The sequence below is a fragment of the Streptococcus oralis genome (genome assembly GCF_003943395.1).
Lineage (GTDB): Bacteria > Bacillota > Bacilli > Lactobacillales > Streptococcaceae > Streptococcus > Streptococcus oralis_BF.
In genome coordinates, this window is the sequence record NZ_RJPJ01000010.1 from 57843 (window position 1) to 81668 (window position 23826).

Annotated in this window: 16 protein-coding genes, 2 tRNA genes and 2 pseudogenes; 3 read left to right on the top strand and 17 right to left on the bottom strand. The window is 42.9% G+C overall.

What is annotated here, in order from left to right:
- Positions 1 to 10: 10 nt before the first annotated feature.
- Genes D8802_RS08355 through D8802_RS08365 form a run of 3 tightly spaced genes read right to left on the bottom strand, consistent with a single transcriptional unit; the run spans position 11 to position 3975 of the window.
- Positions 11 to 1771 carry an ABC transporter ATP-binding protein gene (locus D8802_RS08355; protein WP_125395500.1) on the bottom strand — a complete coding sequence of 587 codons (1761 nt, stop codon included), beginning with the start codon at positions 1769 to 1771 and terminating at the stop codon, positions 11 to 13.
- Positions 1761 to 3530, bottom strand: coding sequence for an ABC transporter ATP-binding protein (locus tag D8802_RS08360; protein WP_125395501.1), 1770 nt, complete (start codon positions 3528 to 3530; stop codon positions 1761 to 1763). Before D8802_RS08360 ends, D8802_RS08355 begins: the two co-directional genes overlap by 11 nt.
- On the bottom strand, positions 3514 to 3975 hold the full coding sequence (locus D8802_RS08365; protein WP_125395502.1) for a MarR family winged helix-turn-helix transcriptional regulator: 462 nt from the start codon (positions 3973 to 3975) through the stop codon (positions 3514 to 3516). Before D8802_RS08365 ends, D8802_RS08360 begins: the two co-directional genes overlap by 17 nt.
- 192 nt (positions 3976 to 4167) lie before the next feature.
- On the opposite strand from D8802_RS08365, the pseudogene D8802_RS08370 reads away from it, so the two are divergent.
- Positions 4168 to 4864 (top strand): annotated as a pseudogene (locus tag D8802_RS08370) (CD20-like domain-containing protein).
- A 49-nt stretch (positions 4865 to 4913) separates the two neighbouring features.
- Here the strand turns inward: D8802_RS08370 and D8802_RS08375 are convergent.
- The gene (locus tag D8802_RS08375) at positions 4914 to 5630 is read right to left on the bottom strand and encodes a YebC/PmpR family DNA-binding transcriptional regulator (RefSeq protein ID WP_000532891.1); all 717 of its coding nucleotides are present in this window, start codon (positions 5628 to 5630) and stop codon (positions 4914 to 4916) included.
- 96 nt (positions 5631 to 5726) lie between these two features.
- Positions 5727 to 7097, bottom strand: a complete 1371-nt coding sequence (locus D8802_RS08380) for an MATE family efflux transporter (protein WP_125395503.1) — start codon at positions 7095 to 7097, stop codon at positions 5727 to 5729.
- A 109-nt stretch (positions 7098 to 7206) separates the two neighbouring features.
- On the opposite strand from D8802_RS08380, the gene D8802_RS08385 reads away from it, so the two are divergent.
- Entirely contained in the window at positions 7207 to 7761 is a 555-nt protein-coding gene (locus D8802_RS08385; protein WP_125395504.1) for a GNAT family N-acetyltransferase, read from the top strand.
- A gap of 56 nt (positions 7762 to 7817) precedes the next feature.
- On the opposite strand, the gene recA is transcribed toward D8802_RS08385, so the two are convergent.
- The 10 genes from recA to D8802_RS08435 all read right to left on the bottom strand — a co-directional run bounded on the left by recA (position 7818) and on the right by D8802_RS08435 (position 21903).
- A complete protein-coding gene (gene recA / locus D8802_RS08390) occupies positions 7818 to 8966 on the bottom strand; it encodes a recombinase RecA (RefSeq protein WP_084910499.1) in 1149 nt (382 codons plus the stop codon).
- 54 nt (positions 8967 to 9020) lie between these two features.
- On the bottom strand, positions 9021 to 10277 hold the full coding sequence (locus tag D8802_RS08395; RefSeq protein ID WP_125395505.1) for a competence/damage-inducible protein A: 1257 nt from the start codon (positions 10275 to 10277) through the stop codon (positions 9021 to 9023).
- Between the two features lie 72 nt (positions 10278 to 10349).
- Positions 10350 to 11384 carry a glycopolymer--peptidoglycan transferase LytR gene (lytR, locus tag D8802_RS08400; RefSeq protein ID WP_125395506.1) on the bottom strand — a complete coding sequence of 345 codons (1035 nt, stop codon included), beginning with the start codon at positions 11382 to 11384 and terminating at the stop codon, positions 10350 to 10352.
- 4 nt (positions 11385 to 11388) lie between these two features.
- Positions 11389 to 11910 (bottom strand): GNAT family N-acetyltransferase, encoded by a 522-nt coding sequence (locus D8802_RS08405; RefSeq protein ID WP_125395507.1) that lies wholly within the window; start codon positions 11908 to 11910, stop codon positions 11389 to 11391.
- A complete protein-coding gene (gene tsaE / locus D8802_RS08410) occupies positions 11900 to 12343 on the bottom strand; it encodes a tRNA (adenosine(37)-N6)-threonylcarbamoyltransferase complex ATPase subunit type 1 TsaE (RefSeq protein ID WP_000556959.1) in 444 nt (147 codons plus the stop codon). The genes D8802_RS08405 and tsaE overlap by 11 nt, the downstream gene beginning before the upstream one ends.
- Positions 12344 to 12426: 83 nt before the next feature.
- Complete coding sequence (locus D8802_RS08415) at positions 12427 to 13050, bottom strand: hypothetical protein (RefSeq protein ID WP_125395508.1); 624 nt, start codon at positions 13048 to 13050, stop codon at positions 12427 to 12429.
- Positions 13051 to 13184: 134 nt separating this feature from the next.
- Positions 13185 to 13604 (bottom strand): nucleoside-diphosphate kinase, encoded by a 420-nt coding sequence (gene ndk, locus D8802_RS08420; RefSeq protein WP_049478845.1) that lies wholly within the window; start codon positions 13602 to 13604, stop codon positions 13185 to 13187.
- Between the two features lie 109 nt (positions 13605 to 13713).
- The gene (rpoC, locus tag D8802_RS08425; protein ID WP_185758219.1) at positions 13714 to 17379 is read right to left on the bottom strand and encodes a DNA-directed RNA polymerase subunit beta'; all 3666 of its coding nucleotides are present in this window, start codon (positions 17377 to 17379) and stop codon (positions 13714 to 13716) included.
- Positions 17380 to 17411: 32 nt separating this feature from the next.
- Positions 17412 to 21014 carry a DNA-directed RNA polymerase subunit beta gene (rpoB, locus tag D8802_RS08430; protein WP_125395509.1) on the bottom strand — a complete coding sequence of 1201 codons (3603 nt, stop codon included), beginning with the start codon at positions 21012 to 21014 and terminating at the stop codon, positions 17412 to 17414.
- A 346-nt stretch (positions 21015 to 21360) separates the two neighbouring features.
- Complete coding sequence (locus tag D8802_RS08435) at positions 21361 to 21903, bottom strand: helix-turn-helix domain-containing protein (protein ID WP_125395510.1); 543 nt, start codon at positions 21901 to 21903, stop codon at positions 21361 to 21363.
- A gap of 290 nt (positions 21904 to 22193) precedes the next feature.
- Between D8802_RS08435 and D8802_RS08440 the strand changes: the two are divergent.
- A pseudogene (locus tag D8802_RS08440) lies at positions 22194 to 23519 on the top strand (ISL3 family transposase).
- Positions 23520 to 23594: 75 nt separating this feature from the next.
- On the opposite strand, the gene D8802_RS08445 reads toward D8802_RS08440, so the two are convergent.
- Positions 23595 to 23668 (bottom strand) — tRNA-Pro (locus tag D8802_RS08445).
- Positions 23669 to 23684: 16 nt separating this feature from the next.
- Positions 23685 to 23758: transfer RNA gene (locus tag D8802_RS08450), tRNA-Arg, on the bottom strand.
- Positions 23759 to 23826: the final 68 nt, after the last annotated feature.

Consider the following 23826-nt stretch of genomic DNA (forward strand, 5'->3'; position numbering starts at 1 on the left):
TTCTTTTGATTTATTCTTCTGCTTCGTCTTCTGTGAACTGACTATTGTACAAGTCAGCGTAGAAGCCACCTCGTGCCATCAGTTCCTCATAGTTGCCTTGTTCGATGATATTGCCATCTTTCATGACAAGAATCAAGTCGGCATTACGAATAGTTGACAAGCGGTGGGCGATGACAAAGGAAGTTCTACCCTCCATCAAACGGTCCATGGCTTTTTGAATCAACTCCTCTGTCCGTGTGTCAACAGAAGAAGTCGCCTCATCCAAAATCAAGAGTGGCGCGTCCTTGAGCAAGGCACGAGCAATGGTCAAGAGCTGTTTTTGTCCGACAGACAAGGTCACGGTGTCGTCCAAAACAGTATCGTAGCCATCTGGCAAGGTCATGATAAAGTGGTGGATTCCCACAGCCATGCTGGCTTCCATCATTCGTTCATCACTGATGTCTGTCTGATTATAGATCAGGTTCTCTCGAATCGTTCCTTCAAAGAGCCATGTGTCTTGCAAGACCATTGAAAAGGCATCGTGTACTTCTGAGCGTTTCATGTCCTTAGTATCCACGCCATCGATGCGGATACTTCCCTTATCTATCTCATAGAACTTCATCAAAAGATTGACAATGGTTGTCTTACCAGCTCCAGTCGGTCCAACGATTGCGACCTTCTGACCTGCATGAGCTGTCGCAGAGAAGTCATGGATAATGGTGCGCTCTGGTGTATAGCCAAAGGACACGTGATCAAAAATCACTTCCCCTTTCATGTCACTCAATTGTCTTTTCTTGTGAGATTCATCTTGCATCTCTGCTTCAGCTAAAAATTCTAATACACGAGTCATGGCTGCACTCGCTTGTTGCAGGCTCGTAATCCCTTGGGCAATCTGTGACAGAGGTTGGGAGAAGGTCCGTACGTAAACCATAAAGGCTACAATAATCCCTATCGTGATATGTCCTTCTAACGCCAGCGCGGCCCCAACGACGATGACTAAGACATAACTAAAGTTCCCAACAAAGAACATGGCTGGCATCATGATACCAGATATAAACTGAGATTTCCAGATACTATCATGCAAGTCTTGGTTTAAACCTGCAAATCTCGCTTTGGAGGTGTCCACTGCGTTGTAGCTGGTCACTACATTATGGCCAGAGTACATCTCTTCCACGTAACCATTGACGGCTGCTAGATTATTTTGTTGGGCCTCAAAGTATCCTTGTGACTTGGCCATGATTACGGAAACCGCTGCAAAACCAACAAGCGTAGAGACCACTGTTACGAGAGCTAAAATCCAGTTCATCCCAAACATGGTCACCAAGACAGCAATCAACAAGAAACTAGCTGAAAGAACTGTCCCTAGACTTTGGTTGAGAGATTGCGCTGCTGTATCCACATCATTGGTCACGCGCGAAAGGGTATCTCCTTGTGAATGACGGTCAAAATAGCCAAGTGGCAAACGATTAATCTTTTCAGCGATAGCCGTCCGCAAGCGTTTTGAAAAATGTTGGATACTCGTTGAAAAGATATAGGCCTGTGTATAGTTAAGAATGGCGCCAAATACATATAGGACAACCAAAAATCCAGCAATGTTTGACACAGCTACCAAGTCGATTTCTGTAGCCAAACCATCTGAAATCAAGTTTGTAATTTCCTTAATCTTAGTTGGCCCATAAACGGTGATGATGCTTGAAATGACCGCAGCCACAACTGCTATTAGGAGAGGGACTTGGAGGCCTGCCATATAAGGTTTGCACTGTTTCCAGACCGACACTTTTTTATTTTCCATGTTCCAATTCCTCCTTCGATAGTTGTGAGTAGGCAATTTCTTGGTAGACTTCGTTGGTTGCAAGAAGTTCCTTGTGGGTGCCTTGTCCCACGACTTTACCTTGATCCAAAACTAAGATCAGGTCGGCGTCCATAATAGTAGAAATCCGTTGCGCTACGATGAGCTTGGTCATGGATTTTGTTTTCTCAGCTAGCTCTTGGCGAAGGACACGATCTGTCTTGTAGTCCAAGGCTGAGAAAGAGTCATCAAAGATGAGAATCTCTGGTTTACGAGCCAAGGCACGCGCAATGGCCAAACGCTGTCTTTGACCTCCTGAGAAGTTGGTTCCACCTTGGGCCACTTCTGATGCAAGACCTGCTTCCTTGTCCTCGATGAAGCTTTTAGACTGGGCCAATTCCAAGGCTTGCCACATAGCAGCCTCGCTTAGAGGAGTTTCTTTGCTCTTACCAAAGTCCAAGTTCCCCTTGACATCTCCAGAGAAAAGCACAGCTTTTTGTGGAATATAGCCGACCTTATTGCGCAAATCTTCCAAATCGTAATCTTGCACATTGACACCATCCACTAGGATTTCTCCATCTGAAACGTCATAAAAACGAGGCAAGAGGTTGACAAGCGTAGATTTACCAGAACCAGTCGATCCGATGAAGGCCACGGTTTGACCCGCTTCTACTTTGAAAGTGACATGTTCCACGACTGCTTCAGAGTTTTTAGAGTAGCGAAAAGTCACATCACGAAATTCCACTTGCCCTTGAACTGAAGGGTCCGCTGTCTGTGCATGACTAGGATTTTCAATAGAAGAATGCAAATCCAATACTTGATTGATACGTCCTGCAGAAACCAAGGTACGAGGAAGGACGAAAAAGAGAGCTCCCATGAGAAGGAAGCCCATCACGACCTGCATAGCATAGGACATGAAGACCACCATATCACTAAATAGTGGTAGACGTTCTGTCAAACTTGCATCGTTGATGATATAGGCGCCAATCCAGTAAATAGCTAAACTTAGTCCACTGGAAATGGCCATCATGATCGGGTTCATAATCGCCATCAATCGATTGACAAAGAGATTGAGACGTGTTACCTCATCGTTGGCTGCTTCAAATTTTTCATCTTGATAATCCTCAGCATTGTATGCACGAACAACTCGAATCCCAGTCAAACTTTCACGAGTGATGCTATTGAGCTTATCTGTCAATTTTTGGATGACAGATTGTTTTGGAAAGGCCAGAGTCATGAGAACAGTGGTCATCAAAACATTGACAATAACAGCCACAAGGACCGCCCAGAGCCAGTATTCCGATTTCCCAAGGATTTTTCCAATGGCCCAGATAGCCATAATTGGCCCACGAGTAACCACTTGCAAGCCCATGGTAAAGAGCATCTGTACCTGGGTAATATCATTGGTCGTCCGAGTCAAAAGACTAGGAATAGAGAAACGTTTAATTTCTGTCTGAGAATAATCCAATACACGATTAAAAATATCACTGCGTAAATGAGCCGTATAGGAGGCTGCAACACGAGCAGCAAAGAAACCAACTATAACAGATGAAAAGAAAGCCAATAAAGACAAACCAATCATCTTCGCAGCTGGTGACCAGAGTTCGCCCAACTGCGTTCCAGACATTCCCAGTAATTCTGTAATTTGCGAAATATAGGTTGGCACCTCTAACTCGAGATAGACCGAGAAACAAGTGAAAAGAATCGTAAGGACAATCATCCCCCACTCTTTTCCTGTAATACGTTTAGCGAGTTTCTTCATTCTCTCCTCCTATCTTCTCAACATTTTCTTGTAACTGACTGAGGACCTTTTCAAAGATTGCCAAGTCTGACTTTGAAACCCCCTCTAGCAGACTCTGATCGATCCGATCAAAAAAAGCCTTAACTTTTTGCATCTGCGAACGCGATTTCTCCGTCAGGCGAACAAATTTTGCCCGCTTATCTCTGGGGCTCGCCTCTAACTCGACCAAACCATTTTGTACCATGCGCTTGACTAGATTACTCGCCACAGATTTAGTAATATTGAGTTCCTGTTCGATATCCTTAATCAAGACCAGTTCCTCTTTTTGTTCACAATGATCTAAAAAACGCAGAACCTGCCCTTGCGGTCCACCCATAAATTCAATGCCACATCGCTTGGCTTCTTTCTGTACCATCAGATGAACCTGGTGTCCAAAACGTTTGAACATTAACATCGGCTTGTCCATGATTGCTCCTTTCTTACGATAAATATAGTTCTCACGAGAACTATTTAAGTTTCCATGAGAACTATTTTATCATTTTCAGAGGAGATGTCAAGAAAAAAGTTCCCAAGAGAACTATTTTAGTTTAAATTGACATTAGGTAATATTTTTTCTATAATAAGCACTAACTACTGTGGATAGAAATCCATTCACTCGATGAAGGGAGAAAACTTTCAAATGAAACCAGAAGAACAAAGAGTTTTAGGAATCTTAGCAACTATTTTTGGAGCCATCGCACTTTTAGGATCCTGGATCCCATTTATTAACTATCTATCATTTTTCATCGCCATCGTCGCATTTATCTTGGGGATTATCGGCCTTATCGTCAACCTCAAAAAGCGAAAAACAATGGCCATTATCGGAACATCCCTCGCAGTTGCTTCTGTTGTACTTTTCTTTACGACCCAGGTTACTGTACGCTAATGTCTACAAAGAGTTTGTCAGGGAGTTTAACCGTTCCTATAGAGAGGCAAGTTCCTCAATGGAACGCGACTTGACAGATGATACCATTGATTCACTCCCTGAAGATGAGGAAGAAGACGATACCTTCACCTGGACCCAAGAACAGTTCGACGCTTTAATTGAAGGTGACCTTGATAACAAAGGAAAAGGTGGTACCAACTACAAGGATATTATCAAAAAACACGGACTGCCAGACTCCGAATTTGACTCCATTATCGGAGGGTACGATACGAGAAAAATCACCTATATCTCCATTGGAGACAAGATCAAGACCGTTACCTTAACTTTTGCAAAACAGGACAATGGACAGCTCTTGCTCGTTCAAAAACATGCAGTCGGTCTAGGTCTAGAAAAAAGCAAGCAACAAAACGATTCTGAAACCAGAGTCTAAGTTCAAATATCAAAAAAACGAACAGCTAGTAAAACTGTTCGTTTTTCTATTAGAATCCATCTACGTTTGTGTATATCTTTTGTACGTCTTCGTCGTCTTCAAGGACGCTGTAAAGTTTTTCAAAGGTTTCAAGGTCTTCGCCTGACAATTCCACTTCAGACTGAGGAATCATTTCCAATTCAGTCACTTGGAATTCTTCGATGCCAGACTCACGAAGGGCAACGATAGCCTTGTGAAGGTCTGTTGGAGCTGTGTAAACAGTAATTGTTCCTTCTTCTGCTTCTACATCGTCCACATCCACATCTGCTTCGAGCAAAAGTTCAAAGATAGCATCCGCATCTTCACCTGCAAATACGATCACACCCTTGTTATCAAAGAGGTAAGAAACTGAGCCTGAAGCACCCATGTTTCCGCCGTTTTTACCAAAGGCAGCACGGACATTGGCTGCCGTACGGTTGACGTTTGAAGTCAAGGTATCCACAATCAACATAGAACCATTTGGTCCAAAACCTTCGTAACGTCCTTCTGTAAAGGTTTCGTCTGTGTTTCCTTTTGCTTTATCAATCGCTTTATCGATAACGTGTTTTGGCACTTGGGCTTGTTTAGCACGATCGATAACGAATTTCAAAGCGGTGTTTGATTCTGGGTCTGGATCACCTTTTTTAGCTGCTACATAGATTTCTACACCAAATTTTGCATATACTTTAGAGTTAGCTCCATCTTTAGCCGTTTTCTTGGCTACGATATTGGCCCATTTACGTCCCATTAGGAATCTCCTTTTTTCACATTTTAATCTTTCTTATTATAACACAAGTTTTTTCGATTTTCACTAGAGGAAATGGATTTTATTCAGCAAATCCAGCTAGAATTGTCCTTTGGCTGCCAAGATTGCCTTGCCTTCTTTTATCAAGGGATGACGGAATAGTGAGAAGTACAGTTGAATGGTCATGGCAACCCAGATAAGAGGTTCACAGAGGATAACTCCCCTATACCCTGCCCAAGGGATAATCAAGACCACAAAAACGATTTTCCCGATTAGTTCTATAAAGCTGGAAACTAGGGGAAGGACTTTCTTCCCCAATCCCTGCAAGCAATTGCGATAAATCAGCAAGAGACTCAGAATTGGATAAAAGACTGAACTGATTTGCAGGTAGAGACTACCATTTTCTACCAAGTATCCATCCGTCGAACTGGCTAAGAAGGAAACCAAGGTGGGACTGGCAAAAAAGAGGAAAATACAAACAAAACCTGCCCAGGACATGCTCAAACGACTCCCAATACCAAGCCCTTGAACAATGCGGTCTGGTCGCTTAGCCCCGAGATTTTGAGAGGCAAAGGTCGTCATGGCAGAAGAAATAGCCGTCATCGGAAGCAGAGCAAAAGCCATAATCCGTCTAGCTGCTGTTTGGGCACTAATAATCACTGCTCCAAAAGTATTGACAGAAGACTGTAAAATCACACTACCAATGGACACAATCGAACTCATCAAGCCCATAGCCAAACCTTGCTCCAAAAGATCCGCATACAAGGCCTTGTTCCATTTAAAATGCTTGAGTTGAGGGAGCAGTTCTGGAACACTCTTGCGGATATAATAAAAGCAGAGAACCGCTGATAAGCCTTGCGATATAATGGTAGCAAGGCCCGCAGATTGAACTCCCAGATGCAGTTGCGTAATGAAATACAAATCCAGCACCACATTGACCAAGGCAGAGAAAATCAGAAAGCCAAGAGCCGCTAGACTATCACCAATAGACCGCAACAAGCCTGCAAAGAGATTATAGGCAAAGCTGACACCTACACAAGTCACGATCATAGAAATATATTGATAGGATTGAGAAAGGATTTCTGCAGGGGTATCTAAATATTGCAAGAGTGGATACAGACCAACAAAGCCTATCAGCATAACCACAATGCTCAAAAGAGCACCTAAAATCCAAGTTGCTGCTACTGCTTCCTTGATTTTAGTGAAATTACGAGCCCCATAATAGCGGGCAATGACAATCCCCATCCCATTTCCAACACCAAGCGTAAAGCCTATAATCAAGTCAAAAATGGCAGTTGTCGCCCCTACTGCTGCCAAGGAATCTTGACCAAGAAATCGTCCAACAATCAAGACGTCAGCTGTATTATAAAGCTGTTGGAAAATATTTGACAGCAAGATTGGAAAGGCAAAGCTTAACAGCGCAGGAAGAATAGGACCATGTATTAGGTCCACTGATCGTTTCTTATTCATAAAGCTATTATATCAGCTTTCCAGAGGACCGACAAGATTCTTTAACGAATCCTGAAATCAATTGCTTACAGAGAGACAATTTGCTATAATCAAGAAAAGGAGGTCATTTATGAGTTTGACCAGTCAATTAATAACCGATGCATTTCCAGATCTTGATAAGGTTGAAAAGCTAAACAAGGAAGCTTTCCCCGAGGAAGAACGAGTTTCTCTGTCAGAGTTCTTACGCTATCAGGACCGAGATGACGCGCACTTTTTTGCCTTTTATAACGAAGAAGAGTTTGTTGGCTTTGCCTTCTCCATCTCCAATCAAAAAGCCTTCTATATTAGCTTTTTTGCCATCATGCCTCACTTGAGAAGCCATGGGTACGGAAAGGAAATCATCGAAAAGCTGACTGATTTTTACCAGCGAACCATGTTGCTGGAAGTCGAGCGATTAGATGAAGAATGCGATAACTTAGAGCAAAGGAAGGCTCGCATGGACTTCTATCGACAAAATGGCTTTAAAACAGCCAACGCTTTTCTAGAGTACGATGATCTGAGTTTTGAAATCCTCTACCGTGGCGACCATTTTGACGAAGAAGCCTATCGCGACATCTTCCAAAAGTTACAGGATGAACATTATTTTGACTTTCACATCGAATATCGTCGTTTTAGTGATCATTAGTTCTTTCATCTGAAATAAACATAAAAAGTAGCAGTTCCTATCTGCTACTTTTTATGTTATTCTTCAATTTCGATTTCAAGTCCATCGCCTAGGTCAAGTGTTACTTCTTGGTTAGGTGCTAGATCTTCAACTACAGAAGTAGGGGTTGTCCCTTCTTCATCTTCAATCAAGCCATATTGAACACGGACTTGATGGTCAATGGCATCAAAAATTTCTGGGTGATCTGCCAAGTATTTCTTAGCATTTTCAGATCCTTGCCCGATTTTTTCACCCTTATAAGAGTACCATGCTCCCGCTTTTTGGATGATATCGAGATCACTTGCAATCTTCAAGAGCTCACCAGTCTTAGAAATGCCTTCTCCGTACATGATTTCAACGAAGGCTTCCTTAAATGGTGGAGCCACCTTGTTTTTCACGACCTTGATCTTGGTTTCCTTACCAACATTGGTATCTTTTTGGTCACCAGTTCCCTTGATTTGTGTGCTTCCACGAACATCCAAACGGACTGAAGCGTAGAATTTCAGAGCACGTCCACCAGGTGTTGTTTCTGGGTTTCCAAACATAACCCCAACTTTTTCACGTAATTGATTGATAAAGATGGCAATTGTTTTGGTTTTATTGATAGAAGCTCCGAGTTTACGCATAGCCTGGCTCATCATACGAGCTTGCAAACCAACGTGGCTATCTCCAATGTCTCCATCAATTTCTGCACGAGGTACAAGGGCTGCAACTGAGTCGATAACGACAAGGTCAACTGCACCTGAGTCAATCAATTTTCCAGCAATTTCAAGACCTTGCTCTCCTGAGTCTGGTTGTGACAAGAGCAGCTCATCAATATTCACACCAAGGGCCGCAGCATAGGCTGGGTCAAGAGCATGTTCCGCATCAATAAAGGCTGCAATACCACCTTCTTTCTGTGCTTGTGCGACAGCGTGAAGGGCAACTGTTGTCTTACCAGATGATTCTGGTCCATAGATTTCGATGATACGTCCCTTAGGATAACCACCTGAACCAAGGGCAATGTCAAGAGCCAAGGAACCTGAGCTCATCACTTGCACCTTTTGCTCTGCGCGCTCACCCAAGCGCATGATTGAGCCTTTACCAAAGTCTTTCTCAATCAATTTCAGGGCATCGTTCAAGGCTTTTTCACGATCCGCTCCAAACTTTTTTGAAATTTCATCTAATTTTTTTGGTTTTTTCGCCATTCTATTCTCCTGTATTCTAATAGTCCTAAGACCTATCTACTATTATATCAAAAGTTAGTCACTTAATAAAGCCTTGCGAACTAGGTTAAAGGCATGCATGACCGCAATCTGACGAACATCTGCTCGGCTCCGCCCTGCGATATTAGCCTTGATAACTTCTGTCCCTTTTGCATGTGCCAAGCCGATAAAGACTGTCCCAGCTGGATGCCCCTCTAGGCTATCTGGCCCAGCCACACCTGTCAGACTGACTCCATAATCAGACTGAGTCTTGAGCCGTGCCTGCTCTGCCATCTTTTTAGCCGTAAACTCTGAAACGACCCCGTGTTCTTTCAGCTCTTGCTCGGAAATATCCAGCATCTTGGACTTTTCTTCTAAGCTGTAAGTGACAAAACCGCCATTAAAGATGGCAGAAACGCCTGAAAAGTCTACTATTGTCGCTTGAAAAAGGCCTGCCGTCAAGCTTTCTGCTGCGGTAATGCTTTTCTTTCTCGTTTTAAGCTCTTCTACAACGACACTTGCTAGGCTGGTTTCTTCCCCATATCCATAACAGATGTCTCGTAGAGAAATTCCCTCGAAAGTCTGACGATCGAAAATTTGATTTTCCAAGATGTCCAATGCTTGATCAGCCTTTTCTTGACTGACTGCTTTTGTAGACAAACGCAAGGTCACCTCTCCCGTTTTGGCATAAGGTGCCAAGGTCGGATCAGTTTGATGGTCAATCAAATCCGCCAAAATGGTCACCAACTGACTTTCACCAATCCCAAAGAAACGGAGTACTCGTGAGTACAACTTGGCACCAGTCATTAACTTAGGTAAGAGCTGATTTAAGACCATAGGTTTCAACTCACTAGGAGGTCCTGGAAGGACTACGTAAGTCACGCCATCCACTTCCGACACCCCTCCTACCGCTAAACCTGTCTCATTTGGCAGTGGAGTTGCCCCTTCTACAATTTGAGCTTGCCTCTCGTTATTGGGTGTCCGAGCATAGTCTGGCCTTTGAGCAAAAAAGACATCCAGTTTCTCTTGCGCTTGAGGGTCAAACACTAAGTTTTTTCCCAAAAATTTTGCCAGAGTTTGTTTGGTTAAATCATCCTCAGTTGGCCCTAAGCCCCCTGTCAAAATGACTAGACTACTACGCGAACTCGCAATCTCTAGCAAGGACATGAGACGCGCTTCATTATCTCCCACAGCTGTTTGGAAGTAGACATCTACTCCAATTTCTGCTAGCTTTTCTGATAAAAACTGGGCGTTGGTATTGACGATCTGCCCTGTTAAAATTTCCGTTCCTACAGCAATGATTTCTGCTTTCATCTTTCCTCCTACCTATCTATTCGAATTTTTTTGAAAAAATCGCAGGAAAGTCCCACGATTTGATTCTTTGTTTTATTCTATCTCTTCGTTTGAAGCATTTGTGGAAGGTGCTGTTCGACCATAAAGATTTTCATACAGAACAGCGTTGGTCTCCAACTCTGCTACGTCCTCTCTCCCTAGGGAACGACGCAAGAGATTTTGCATTTCCAGCATATGCTCCATCGTTACGATTTGATAAGAGATTCCTTGCAACTCAGCATCTTCACCACGAAGTTGATGAGTTTCGATGTTTTTAAAGGAATCTTGGTAACCAAGTAGTTGTGGGATACTGGAGGCAGACAAATCAACATTTGTCTGCATATTATCACTAAGCGCTTTTAAGATAGCTTGATAATGACTGATACTATTGAGGCTCAAGACCTTTTCCATAATCTTTTGAATGACTTCACGTTGACGTTTTTGACGACCATAGTCTCCCTCAGGATCCTGATAACGCATCCGTGAATAGACCAGAGCTTCCTCACCATTCAAAGTTTGCTCACCGACTCCAATCGAGATTTTATTAAATTCTTCCTGATCAGCAATCGAAATTGGAAAACCGAGTGTGTTGTTGACTGTGATGCCCCCAACTGCATCAACTAGCTGTTGGAGTCCTTGCATGTTGACCATCACATAACGATCAATATGAATGTTCATCATTTTTTGAATGGTTGAAATAGCCAACTCTGCACCGCCATTGGCATAGGCAGCATTGAGTTTTGCTTCCTGAACTTGACCGTTTCCAGTCTCAATCTTGGTCAAAATATCCCGTTCCAAACTCATCATAGTGGTTTTCTTTGTTTTGGGATTAACCGTCAAGAGAATCATGGAATCACTATTTCCCGCCCACGGGTCTGTACGTTCCACATTTCCCGTATCTACCCCCATCAAGAGGATGGTCAGAGGCTCCGTCGCTTCGATAACGTTGGTTTCTTCCCCGATTTTTTTGTAAGTCTTTTTACTTAGGGTTTCTGTTCCCTGTTGGTAGATGGTATAGCCATAAACCGCTACACCTAAAACTGTTACTGCTAGGAAACCTAGCACCATTCCAATTAATTTTTTAATCATCTCGTTATTCATTTATCAGCTTGCCCATAAGACAAACATCTAAAAATATCCCTTCTGCTAAATAGGCTCCTCTTTCTTGTAAGCCTTCTGTGATAAATCCCATTTTTGAATAGAGGTGAATCGCAGCCTCGTTTCGTTTTTGTACACTAAGTTGCAAACGGCGCAAGACGCCACTGGCTTTAGCCCACTCGATGCCTTCTTCTAGAAGTATTGTAGCCAATCCTTGGTTCCAGAATTTCTTTCGAACCGCTAAAAAAACATCACCAATATGTCGAACCCTTAAATGTTGATCCGCTGTGATATTTAAGACACCCGCAATCTCATCATTCAGTAAGGCGAGAAGAGTAATTTGATTCTCTGATGCAGCTTGTTTTTCGATAAAAAGAGCCATTTCAGAAGCTATCATCATAATACCATTTTCATCCAAGCTGGTAAAATCTGTCTCTTGACCGACACAATCTAAAAATGCAATCAAAGCTATAGCATCTGAAGTCTCTGCCTCACGAATACACAACTCATACTCCATCTTGAAGCTCCTTGATGAGTTGTTCAGCCCGAGAGCCATGAGCCGTAAAATGAAGACAACGACCCTCAGCTTCTTTCAAAATTTCCAACTCCAAGTAAGAATCTGGTAAATCTTCACCCAAAAGATGCCCCCACTCAATAACAGTCACACCACCACCAAAGAGAAACTCATCCAAGTCAATAGAATCAGCATCACCTTCGATACGGTAGACATCCAAGTGGTAAAGTGGCAAACGCCCTTCATACTCTCTAACAATGGTATAGGTTGGACTTTTAATCATCTGACGGATATCCAAGCCCTTAGCAAGACCTTTTGTAAAGGTTGTTTTACCCGCACCCAACTCTCCAGTCAAGATCAGAACATCGTCTTTTTGAAGCAAATGACCTAATCTTTCTCCGAGAGCTAGAAGCTCTTCTTCATTTTTTGTGTGCATGCTACTATTATACCAAAAAGTTTTCTTTTGTGTGAATTTTCTTTATGGACTTACTATAACAATTTTGAAAAATTCTCCTCTACTTAAAAGAATACAACTATTGAAAAAACAAACAGGATATCTCGAATCAGGTGGCCGTAAAAGGAGATTTCCCTTTGTATACATTTTGGAAAAAGGAAACGTGCGCATAGAAAACCGACACTGATATAAAGAAGAATCGAGGAAATTACTAAGGGATTCCTCAAGAAAACCATCGTAGCTAGAACGGAAATGACGACTGTTTTCTTTTTATTTAGGCGATTTTCTATATCGCGAAAAATTTTATCAAAAGGTAAGAAAATCAATAGATCTACTCCTAGCAAGAAAAAGAAGGAGGGTAAAAAGAGGTCAACCAATTCCTGCTGCAATTTGCTAGTTGTCTGGATGCTTTCTGAGAGAACCAGACAGGTTGCAAGAAGATTGACTACTAAAAGGAGGCAATAAACAAGACTCACTTTCTTTTGAACATGTAAAATACTATGTCTAGACTGGTCTGCTGTATGGAAATAATTTATCCCAGCAAAAAGAACAGAAATTCCTACTATCAAAATCAAAAAATAAGCATTGGTCTGTTTTAAAGATAATAAGGATTCTTTCCATAATAGACAACTACTAAAACTAATCTGGATGACTGCAATCAACAACAATAGGCGAATTGATTTTACCATTTCTTTTCCCTCCCTATATGGGATTATACCTTGTGAGGAGTTTGAAATGATCGTTACCGCCTCAAGTGTCCTTTTTTTGTGCTCAACTAACCAAAAAACAGCTCTGTTGTGCACAGAACTGTTCTTTTACCAGTCTAATCCTTAAACCAGAGAGCAATTTCACGTTTTGCAGAAGCTTCAGAATCGGAGCCGTGAACTACATTTTGAATGGCTTGATTGTCTCCTGCAGCCTTGGCAAAATCTCCTCGGATAGTTCCTGGCAGAGCTTCTTCTGGACGAGTAGCCCCCATCATGGTCCGCCAAGTTTCAATCACTTTCGGACCTGATAGAATGCCCACCACTACTGGTCCTGAGGTCATAAACTGACGGATAGGAGGATAAAAACTTTTTTCAACCAAGTCTTGATAGTGCTGGTCAATCAAATCTTCTGAAACTGCTGAACGCAACTCTAATTTTTCGAGTTTGAAACCTCGTTGTTCCATTCTTTGCAGAATTTCGCCAACCAGCCCTCTTTTCACACCATCTGGCTTAATGATAAAGAATGTTTGTTCCATATGGACACCTCCTTGGCATTTTAGTTTTTCTATTCTACCATACTTTATGGAAAAGTGGGAAAATTTTCTGAAACAAAGAAAAGAGAACCCAAAGGTTCTCTTTTTGCTTTTATTCTACTGTTTCTTCAACTTGGATTTCCACAACTTCCTCTACAGGAGCAAGTTCTGCCTCTTCTTGTTCTGGAGCCAGATATTCTGCTTCATTGATAGCTTGTGGTTCAAGGTTACGGTAGCGAGCCATACCAGTACCAGCTGGGATGATCTTACCGATGATAACATTTTCCTTGAGTCCAAGGAGATGATCTTTCTTACCACGGATGGCTGCATCTGTAAGGACACGAGTTGTTTCCTGGAAGGAAGCCGCTGACAAGAAACTGTTGGTTTCAAGTGAGGCTTTGGTAATTCCCATAAGGACTGGACGACCAGTCGCTGGAACTCCACCTGCGATAAGAACATCCTTGTTGGCATCTGTAAAGTCATTGATATCCATGAGGGTACCCATGAGGAGATCTGTGTCACCTGGATCCATGACACGAACTTTACGGATCATTTGACGAACCATTACCTCGATGTGTTTGTCACCGATTTCTACCCCTTGGCTACGGTAAACTTTTTGTACTTCACCGAGAAGGTAGGTTTCAACTGACAAGACATCACGAACAGCAAGGAGACGTTTCGGTTGGATAGAACCTTCTGTCAATGCTGCACCACGAGAGACTTGGTCTCCAACTTCGACACGCATACGTGCTGTAAATGGTACCACGTATTCACCTTCGCCAGTTTCACCCTTAACAAAGACTTTCTTGGTACGAGTTGATGCATCTTCTTCGATGGCTGTAACCTCACCCTTGACTTCAGTGATGACCGCTTCCCCTTTCGGATTGCGGGCTTCAAAGATTTCTTGGACACGAGGAAGACCCTGAGTGATATCGGTATTTGAGGCAACCCCACCCGTGTGGAAGGTACGCATTGTAAGCTGTGTACCAGGTTCCCCGATAGATTGGGCAGCGATTGTACCAACTGCTTCACCAACTTCAACCGCATCACCAGTCGCCAAGTTGATACCGTAACAGTGACGGCAGACACCATGACGAGTGTTACATGTAAATACCGAACGGATAGTAACTTCTTCCACGCCAGCATTAACAATTTCACGCGCCTTGTCTTCTGTAATCAAATCATTTGGACCGATGATCACTGCACCAGTTTCTGGGTGTTTAACAGTTTTCTTAGTGTAACGACCATTGAGACGCTCTTCGAGAGACTCGATCATCTCTTTTCCTTCTGCGATAGAGCGGATCAAGAGACCACGATCTGTTCCACAGTCGTCCTCACGGATGATAACGTCTTGGGCAACGTCAACCAAACGACGAGTCAAGTAACCTGAGTCGGCTGTCTTAAGGGCCGTGTCAGTCATACCTTTACGGGCACCGTGAGTTGAGAAGAACATTTCAAGTACTGACAAACCTTCGCGGAAGTTTGAAAGGATTGGCAATTCCATGATACGTCCGTTCGGAGCCGCCATCAGACCACGCATACCGGCAAGCTGTGAGAAGTTTGAGATGTTACCACGGGCTCCAGAGTCCATCATCATAACGATTGGGTTCTTCGGATCTTGGTTGGCAACCAAGCGTTTCTCCAATTTTTCACGAGCTGCACGCCATTCAGCGGTAACAGCATTGTAGCGCTCGTCGTCCGTAATCATACCACGACGGAATTGTTTGGTGATTTGTTCTACACGTTTGTGTGATTCTTCGATGATTTCAGCCTTGTCATCAACGACTGGGATATCGGCAATACCCACTGTCAATCCCGCAAGAGTTGAGTGGTGGTAACCGAGGTTCTTCATGCGGTCAAGTAGGGCAGAAGTTTCTGTCGTACGGAAACGTTTGAAGTTTTCAGCGATGATATTCCCAAGATTTTTCTTCTTGAATGGAGGGTTGAGTTCAAGATTGCTGATTGCTTCCTTGATATCTCCACCAAGTGGCAAGAAGTATTTAGCTGGAACACCTTCTGTTAAGTTAGCATTTGTAGGTTCTTGCAAGTAAGGTAGACCCTCTGGCATGATGTCATTGAAGAGGATTTTACCAACCGTTGTCAGCAAGACCTTGTGTTTTTGCTCTTCAGTCCATGGTTTGTTAAGGCTATCAGTCGCGATACCTACACGTGAGTGGAGGTGTACATAACCATTGCGATAGGCCATAACAGCTTCGTCACGATCCTTGAAGACCATTCCTTCACCTTCACGACCAGCTTCTTCCATAGTCAAGTAATAGTTACCCAAAACCATATCCTGAGATGGAGTAACAACTGGTTTACCATCTTTCGGATTCAAGATGTGCTCAGCAGCCAACATCAAGATACGAGCTTCTGCTTGGGCTTCTTCTGAAAGCGGTACGTGGATGGCCATTTGGTCTCCGTCAAAGTCGGCATTGTAGGCTTCACAGACAAGCGGGTGCAAGCGAAGGGCCTTACCATCAATCAAGACTGGCTCGAAGGCTTGGATACCCAAACGGTGAAGGGTCGGTGCGCGGTTCAAAAGTACTGGGTGTTCTTTGATTACTTCTTCAAGGATATCCCAGATACGTTCATCTCCACGTTCCACCAAGCGTTTAGCTGCCTTGACGTTTTGCACGATGTCGCGGGCAACGATTTCACGCATGACGAATGGTTTAAAGAGCTCAATCGCCATTTCACGTGGCACACCACATTGGTACATCTTAAGAGTTGGACCAACGGCTATAACGGAACGTCCTGAGAAGTCAACACGTTTACCGAGCAAGTTTTGACGGAAGCGTCCTTGTTTACCTTTGAGCATGTGGCTCAATGATTTCAGTGGACGGCTACCTGGTCCTGTGATCGGACGACCACGACGACCGTTGTCAATCAAAGCGTCAACTGCTTCTTGAAGCATACGCTTCTCATTTTGAACGATGATACCTGGTGCATTCAACTCAAGCAAACGGGCCAAACGGTTGTTACGATTGATAACACGACGGTAAAGGTCGTTCAAGTCAGATGAGGCAAAACGGCCACCATCCAACTGCAACATTGGACGGAGATCTGGTGGAATAACCGGAAGGATGTTAAGAATCATCCATTCAGGTTTGTTTCCAGACTTGTAAAAGGCATCCAAAACATCCAGACGACGGATGGCTTTGACACGTTTTTGTCCAGTAGCTGTTTTCAACTCTTCTTTGAGTTCAGCAATTTCTTTTTCAAGATCTACTTGTTTCAAAAGGTCTTGGATGGCTTCGGCACCCATCTTAGCAACGAATGATCCATAACCATACTCACGCAAGCGCTCACGGTATTCGCGCTCTGTCATGATAGACTTGTGCTCAAGGGGTGTATCCTTCGGATCAATGACCACATAAGCCGCAAAGTAGATAACTTCCTCGAGGGCACGAGGACTCATATCAAGGGTCAAGCCCATACGGCTTGGAATCCCCTTGAAATACCAGATGTGAGATACAGGAGCTTTCAACTCGATGTGCCCCATACGCTCACGACGAACTTTTGTACGCGTTACTTCAACCCCACAGCGGTCACAAACAATCCCTCTGTAGCGAATACGTTTGTACTTCCCACAAGCACATTCCCAGTCTTTTGTAGGACCAAAGATAACTTCATCAAAGAGTCCTTCACGTTCTGGTTTCAACGTACGGTAATTGATTGTTTCAGGTTTTTTGACTTCTCCATAAGACCATGAACGGACTTTGCTTGGAGAAGCTAGGGTGATTTGCATACTTTTAAAACGATTTACATCAACCACTATTTCTTCCCTTTCTATTCTAAGTGAACTGCTTATTCTTGGTCAGCAGCTTCTTCTGTTGCTTCCGCTTTTGCAGTTTCTTCAGCTTCAAATGCTGCTTTTGCATCTTGGGCTGCTTTTTCGCGGGCTTTTTCAAGGTCATCTACGTGGATGACATCTTCATCCATTCCTTCATCTAGGTCACGAAGTTCCACTTCTTGATCATCTTCGTCAAGGACACGCATGTCAAGACCAAGAGATTGCAATTCTTTCACAAGAACTCGGAAGGATTCTGGGACACCTGGTTTTGGAATTGGTTTTCCTTTTGTGATAGCTTCATAAGCTTTCAAACGTCCGTTGATATCGTCAGACTTGTAAGTCAAGATTTCTTGAAGGACATTTGATGCACCGTAGGCTTCAAGAGCCCAAACCTCCATCTCACCGAAACGTTGTCCACCAAACTGAGCTTTACCTCCGAGTGGTTGTTGGGTAACGGTTGAGTATGGTCCGACTGAACGCGCGTGCAATTTATCATCAACCATGTGGTGGAGTTTGATCATGTACATGACACCAACTGATACACGGTTGTCAAACGGCTCACCTGTACGTCCATCGTAAAGAATCGTCTTAGCATCGCTATCCATACCTGCTTCTTTAACGGTTGACCAAAGATCTTCAGAACTTGCTCCGTCAAAGACTGGTGTTGCAATGTGGATACCAAGAGTACGAGCCGCCATACCAAGGTGGAGCTCCATAACCTGTCCGATATTCATACGTGATGGCACCCCAAGTGGGTTCAACATAATGTCGACTGGAGTTCCATCTGGAAGGTAAGGCATGTCTTCTACAGGAACGATACGAGAGACAACCCCTTTGTTTCCGTGACGTCCGGCCATCTTATCTCCGACCTTGATCTTACGTTTTTGAGCGATGTAGACACGAACCAACATGTTAACACCTGATTGCAACTCATCTCCATTTGCACGTGTAAAGATCTTAACATCACGAACGACACCATCGGCACCGTGAGGTACACGAAGAGAAGTGTCACGCACTTCACGAGACTTGTCTCCGAAGATAGCGTGCAAGAGACGTTCTTCAGCTGAGAGGTCTTTCTCACCCTTAGGTGTGACTTTACCTACAAGGATGTCGCCTTCCTTAACTTCCGCACCGATACGGATAATACCCATTTCGTCAAGATCTTTAAGGGCATCTTCCCCAACGTTTGGAATTTCACGAGTAATTTCCTCAGGTCCAAGCTTTGTATCACGTGTTTCTGATTCGTATTCTTCGAGGTGGACAGATGTATAAACATCGTCTTTCACCAAGCGTTCGCTCATGATAACGGCATCCTCGAAGTTGTAACCTTCCCAGGTCATGTAGGCAACGATTGGGTTTTGTCCAAGCGCCATTTCCCCTTTTTCCATAGAAGGTCCGTCAGCGATAAAGTCGCCTTTTTCAACGACATCGCCGACCTTAACGAGGGTACGTTGGTTGTAGGCAGTACCTGAGTTAGAACGACGGAATTTTTGGATGTGGTAAACATCCAATGAACCATCTTCACGGCGTACTTCTACCTTGTCAGCATCTGCGTATGTAACTTTACCATCATACTGAGCAATCACAGCCGCTCCAGAGTCATGAGCTGCTTGGTATTCCATACCAGTACCAACGTAAGGTGCTTTTGGATCAATCAAAGGCACAGCCTGACGTTGCATGTTGGCACCCATGAGGGCACGGTTGGAGTCATCGTTTTCCAAGAAAGGAATACATGCTGTCGCAACAGCGACTACTTGTTTGGGTGACACGTCCATGTAGTCAACAACATTAGCTGGATACTCTTGGTTGACCCCTTGATGACGTCCCATGACAACTTTCTCAGCAAAAGTACCATCTTCGTTCAGACGTGAGTTAGCCTGCGCCACAGTAAATTCATCTTCTTCATCGGCTGTCAACCAAACGATTTCGTTAGTGACAACACCTGTTTCACGGTCAACTTTACGGTATGGTGTTTGAACAAATCCATACTTATTCAAGTGTCCGTAAGATGACAAGTTATTGATCAAACCGATGTTAGGTCCTTCAGGTGTCTCGATTGGACACATACGACCATAGTGAGTATAGTGCACGTCACGTACTTCATATCCAGCACGATCACGAGTCAAACCACCAGGTCCTAAGGCTGACAAACGGCGTTTGTGAGACAACTCAGAAAGCGGGTTGTGTTGGTCCATGAACTGCGACAACTGTGATGAACCAAAGAATTCTTTAACCGCAGCTGTTACAGGACGGATATTGATGATTTGTTGTGGTGTCAAGACTTCATTGTCTTGAACAGACATACGTTCACGGACATTACGTTCCATACGAGAAAGCCCAAGACGTACTTGGTTGGCAAGCAATTCACCAACTGCACGGATACGACGGTTTCCAAGGTGGTCGATATCATCCACACGGCCGATACCTTCCGCCAAGTTGAGGAAGTAGCTCATTTCAGCAAGGATATCCGCAGGAGTTACAACACGAACCTTGTCGTCTGGATTAGCATTTCCGATGATGGTTACAACACGGTCTGGGTCCGTTGGGGCAACAACCTTAAATTTTTGAAGCACAACTGGTTCTGTCAGAACAGCTGCATCGTTTGGAATATAAACGATCTTGTTCAAGTCGCCATCCAAGTGACTCTCGATACTTTCAATCACGCTACGAGTCATAACGGTACCAGCTTCTACCAAGATTTCTCCTGTTTCAGGGTCTACCAATGGCTCCGCAATGGTTTGGTTAAGCAAGCGTGTCTTGATGTTCAATTTTTTATTGATCTTGTAACGACCAACAGCTGCCAAATCATAGCGACGTGGGTCGAAGAAACGTGCCACAAGCAAGCTACGTGAGCTTTCAGCAGTCTTAGGCTCACCTGGACGAAGGCGTTCGTAGATTTCTTTCAAAGCCTCGTCTGTACGAGAGTCCATTGGATTCTTGTGGATATCTTTTTCAACAGTATTGCGAACCAACTCACTATCACCAAAGATATCAAAGATTTCATCATCACCTGAGAAACCAAGCGCACGAACCAAGGTCGTAAATGGAATCTTACGAGTACGGTCGATACGAGTATAAGCGATGTCTTTTGAGTCGCTTTCAAGTTCCAACCAAGCTCCACGGTTAGGGATAACAGTAGAACCGTAACCCACTTTACCATTCTTGTCTACTTTGTCGTTAAAGTAAACACCTGGTGAGCGGACCAACTGAGATACGATAATACGTTCACCACCATTGATGATGAAAGTACCCATTTCGGTCATGATTGGGAAATCACCAAAGAAGACTTCTTGAGTCTTGATTTCGCCTGTTTCTTTATTAATCAAGCGGAAGGTTACAAAAATTGGTGCTGAGTAGCTAGCATCGTGGATACGAGCTTCTTCGAGCGTGTATTTTGGTTCCTTGATTTCATAGCCAACAAATTCCAACTCCATTGTGTCTGTGAAGTTTGAAATTGGCAATACATCTTCAAATACTTCCTTAAGTCCGTGGTCTAGGAAATCTTTGAATGAATCCGTTTGAATTTCAATCAAATTTGGTAAGTCAAGAACTTCTTTGATTCTTGAAAAACTACGACGGGTACGATGTTTCCCGTATTGAACGTCATGTCCTGCCAAGATGATTCTCCTTTGTAAATAAGTTCCAAGCCTTGTCAATCAGGCTTTTCTAATCGTCATATGGTTATAAAAAACCTTATCACCATGTCCCTTCGATGAATTTTCAGAATCTTTAAATCTTTGTTACAAGCACTCGAAAACCTGAAAAAAAGCACAAAAAGAGCAGCTAAATCCGACTTTTTCAGAAGATTTAACTGCTGTGAGTCCTGTCTGGACAATATTTCAGACAAAACCTACGACAAATGATTACTCATATTATACCTTATTTAGCTAGATTTTTCAAGGTTTTTTTACTATTTTTTAAACAATCTTTTCCTATGTATTATTGCTAAATTTCGAGTTCAAGTTAGCCAACAAGCAGAAATTCTCTGGGAGACTTGTAGTCCAAGCATTTTTTAGGATAGTTGTTAATCCAATTTTCGATGAAGGCGACTTCCTTAGGAGTCGTTTTCTTAGTACCTTTTCTAGGATAAAGGGGATTCTGTTTGTTCAATCCCAATTTTCCATGATGAATCCAGTAGTAGATGGTTGACATTCCCAATGTAAGACCCTTAACCTTGACCATCATTTCAGGAGACAACTTTTGGTTATGATAGTGGAGAATCTTTTGTTTTAGTTCTTTGGTCAAGATTGATTTCTTCACGAAGCGCTTCCGATTGGTTTCATAAAGCATTTGAGCATAGTCGGCAGAATAAATCTTTTTGAATCGTCCCTTTCCTAGACATTGCAGGACTGTCCCACGCTTGATTTCATTGTGGATGGTCTGAGGAGCTTTTCCAAGTAGAGAGGCTATTTCTCTATTTGATTTCCCTTCTATTTTCCATCGTTCGATTAAGCGACGACTATGGATTGTCAAGTGTTTAGCTTTTGTAGTATAATTGATTTGCATCTCTGTACCTTTCTTGTGTTTGTGGTGAACAACAAGTATAACACAGAGGTGTTTTCTTATGCCTCTATGATCTTTCATTTGACAACATCTTCAAGCCTATTATCAAATGAAATCAGTAGCTAACTATAAGTTAGTTAAATCATTACATTTTTAGGAAGGCTAGGTGGGGCTCTATAATATTTGTAGTGGGTAAATCCCCTATGGATATTATGGAGCCTCTTTTGTTGTAGAAAAAAAGTCCCATAAGATCTATAATGAAAAGCGACCAAACCATCATTACAAAGAATCATATGGAACCATTACATTTTATCACAAAACTACTCGATATCAAAGACCCTAATATCCAAATTATGGATGTTGTTAATAGAGATACCCACAGGGAAATTATTGCTAAACTGGACTACGACGCCCCATCTTGTCCTGATTGCGGAAATCAAATGAAGAAATATGACTTCCAGAAATCTTCTAAAATTCCTTACCTCGAAACAACTGGTATGCCTACAAGAATTTTTCTGAAAAAGCGTCGTTTCAAGTGCTATCAGTGCTCGAAAATGATGGTCGCTGAGACTTCTATCGTCAAGAAAAATCATCAAATCCCTCGTATTATCAATCAAAAGATTGCTCAAAAGTTGATTGAAAAGACTTCTATGACCGATATTGCTCATCAGCTGGCCATTTCAACTTCAACTGTCATTCGCAAGCTCAATGACTTCCGTTTTAAACATGATTTTTCTCGTCTCCCTGAGATTATGTCTTGGGACGTTGAAACAGTCAGAGGAGTGACTGTTTCAATCGGGAGATGAAGATGAGTTTCATTGCGCAAGATTTTGACAAGCTTAATATCATCACCGTTCTTGAAGGCAGGACACAACCTGTCATCCACAATCACTTTCTTCGCTACGATCGAGCTATTCGTTGTCAGGCGAGAATCATTACAATGGATATGTTTAGCCCTTACTATGCCTTAGCTAAACAGCATCGCTTTCGAATTTCTAGGCTCAGGCTGAAACAGTCTCCCAGACTGTTTAAATCCCATGTGCTAAAATCGTTCTAGATCGTTTCCATATTGTCCAACACTTGAGCCGTGCTATGAGTCGTGTTCGTGTTCAAATCATGAATCAGTTTGAGCGAAATCCCATGAATACAAGGCTATCAAACGTTACTGGAAGCTCATTCAACAAGATAGTCGTAAACTCAGCGATAAGCAATTTTATCGCCCTACTTTTCGTATGCACTTGACGAATAAAGAGATTTTAGATAAACTATTGAGCTATTCAGAAGACTTGAAACACCACTATAAGCTCTATCAGCCCTTGCTTTTTCACTTTCAGAATAAGAAACCAAAGAAATTTCTCGGACTCATTGAGGACAATCTAAAGCAGATTCATCCTCTTTTTCAAACTGTCTTTAAAATCTTTCTTAAGCATAAAGACAAGATTATCACCGCCCTTGAATCACTCTATTCCAAAGCCAAACTAGAAGCAATCAATAATCTCATTAAACTTATCAAACGAAATGCCTTTGGTTTTCGGAACTTTGAAAACTTCAATAAAAGAATTTTCATCGCTCTCAACATCAAAAAAGAAAGGACGAAATTCGTCCTTTCTCGATCTTAGCTTTTCTTCAATCCACTACAGTTGACAAAGAGCCAAAAAAAGATACCCACTTAAGTATCTAAGTCAATAAATCAATCGGGAAGACAGGATTCGAACCTGCGACACCTTGGTCCCAAACCAAGTACTCTACCAAGCTGAGCTACTTCCCGAGTTAAATAGAAAAAATGCACCCTAGAGGATTCGAACCTCTAACCGCCTGATTCGTAGTCAGGTACTCTATCCAGTTGAGCTAAGGGTGCTCATTATTATATGCCGAGGACCGGGATCGAACCGGTACGATCGTTTCCAATCGCAGGATTTTAAGTCC

Excerpts from the sequence above, each read along its gene's own strand:
- D8802_RS08380 (WP_125395503.1), bottom strand. The coding sequence starts at position 7,097 with ATGAATAAGAAACGATCAGTGGACCTAATACATGGTCCTATTCTTCCT.
- D8802_RS08395 (WP_125395505.1), bottom strand. The coding sequence starts at position 10,277 with ATGAAAGCAGAAATCATTGCTGTAGGAACGGAAATTTTAACAGGGCAG.
- D8802_RS08385 (WP_125395504.1), top strand. The coding sequence starts at position 7,207 with ATGAGTTTGACCAGTCAATTAATAACCGATGCATTTCCAGATCTTGAT.
- D8802_RS08355 (WP_125395500.1), bottom strand. The coding sequence starts at position 1,771 with ATGGAAAATAAAAAAGTGTCGGTCTGGAAACAGTGCAAACCTTATATG.
- D8802_RS08365 (WP_125395502.1), bottom strand. The coding sequence starts at position 3,975 with ATGGACAAGCCGATGTTAATGTTCAAACGTTTTGGACACCAGGTTCAT.
- D8802_RS08360 (WP_125395501.1), bottom strand. The coding sequence starts at position 3,530 with ATGAAGAAACTCGCTAAACGTATTACAGGAAAAGAGTGGGGGATGATT.
- D8802_RS08435 (WP_125395510.1), bottom strand. The coding sequence starts at position 21,903 with ATGCAAATCAATTATACTACAAAAGCTAAACACTTGACAATCCATAGT.
- tsaE (WP_000556959.1), bottom strand. The coding sequence starts at position 12,343 with ATGCACACAAAAAATGAAGAAGAGCTTCTAGCTCTCGGAGAAAGATTA.
- D8802_RS08375 (WP_000532891.1), bottom strand. The coding sequence starts at position 5,630 with ATGGGACGTAAATGGGCCAATATCGTAGCCAAGAAAACGGCTAAAGAT.
- lytR (WP_125395506.1), bottom strand. The coding sequence starts at position 11,384 with ATGATTAAAAAATTAATTGGAATGGTGCTAGGTTTCCTAGCAGTAACA.
- D8802_RS08415 (WP_125395508.1), bottom strand. The coding sequence starts at position 13,050 with ATGGTAAAATCAATTCGCCTATTGTTGTTGATTGCAGTCATCCAGATT.
- ndk (WP_049478845.1), bottom strand. The coding sequence starts at position 13,604 with ATGGAACAAACATTCTTTATCATTAAGCCAGATGGTGTGAAAAGAGGG.
- D8802_RS08405 (WP_125395507.1), bottom strand. The coding sequence starts at position 11,910 with ATGGAGTATGAGTTGTGTATTCGTGAGGCAGAGACTTCAGATGCTATA.
- recA (WP_084910499.1), bottom strand. The coding sequence starts at position 8,966 with ATGGCGAAAAAACCAAAAAAATTAGATGAAATTTCAAAAAAGTTTGGA.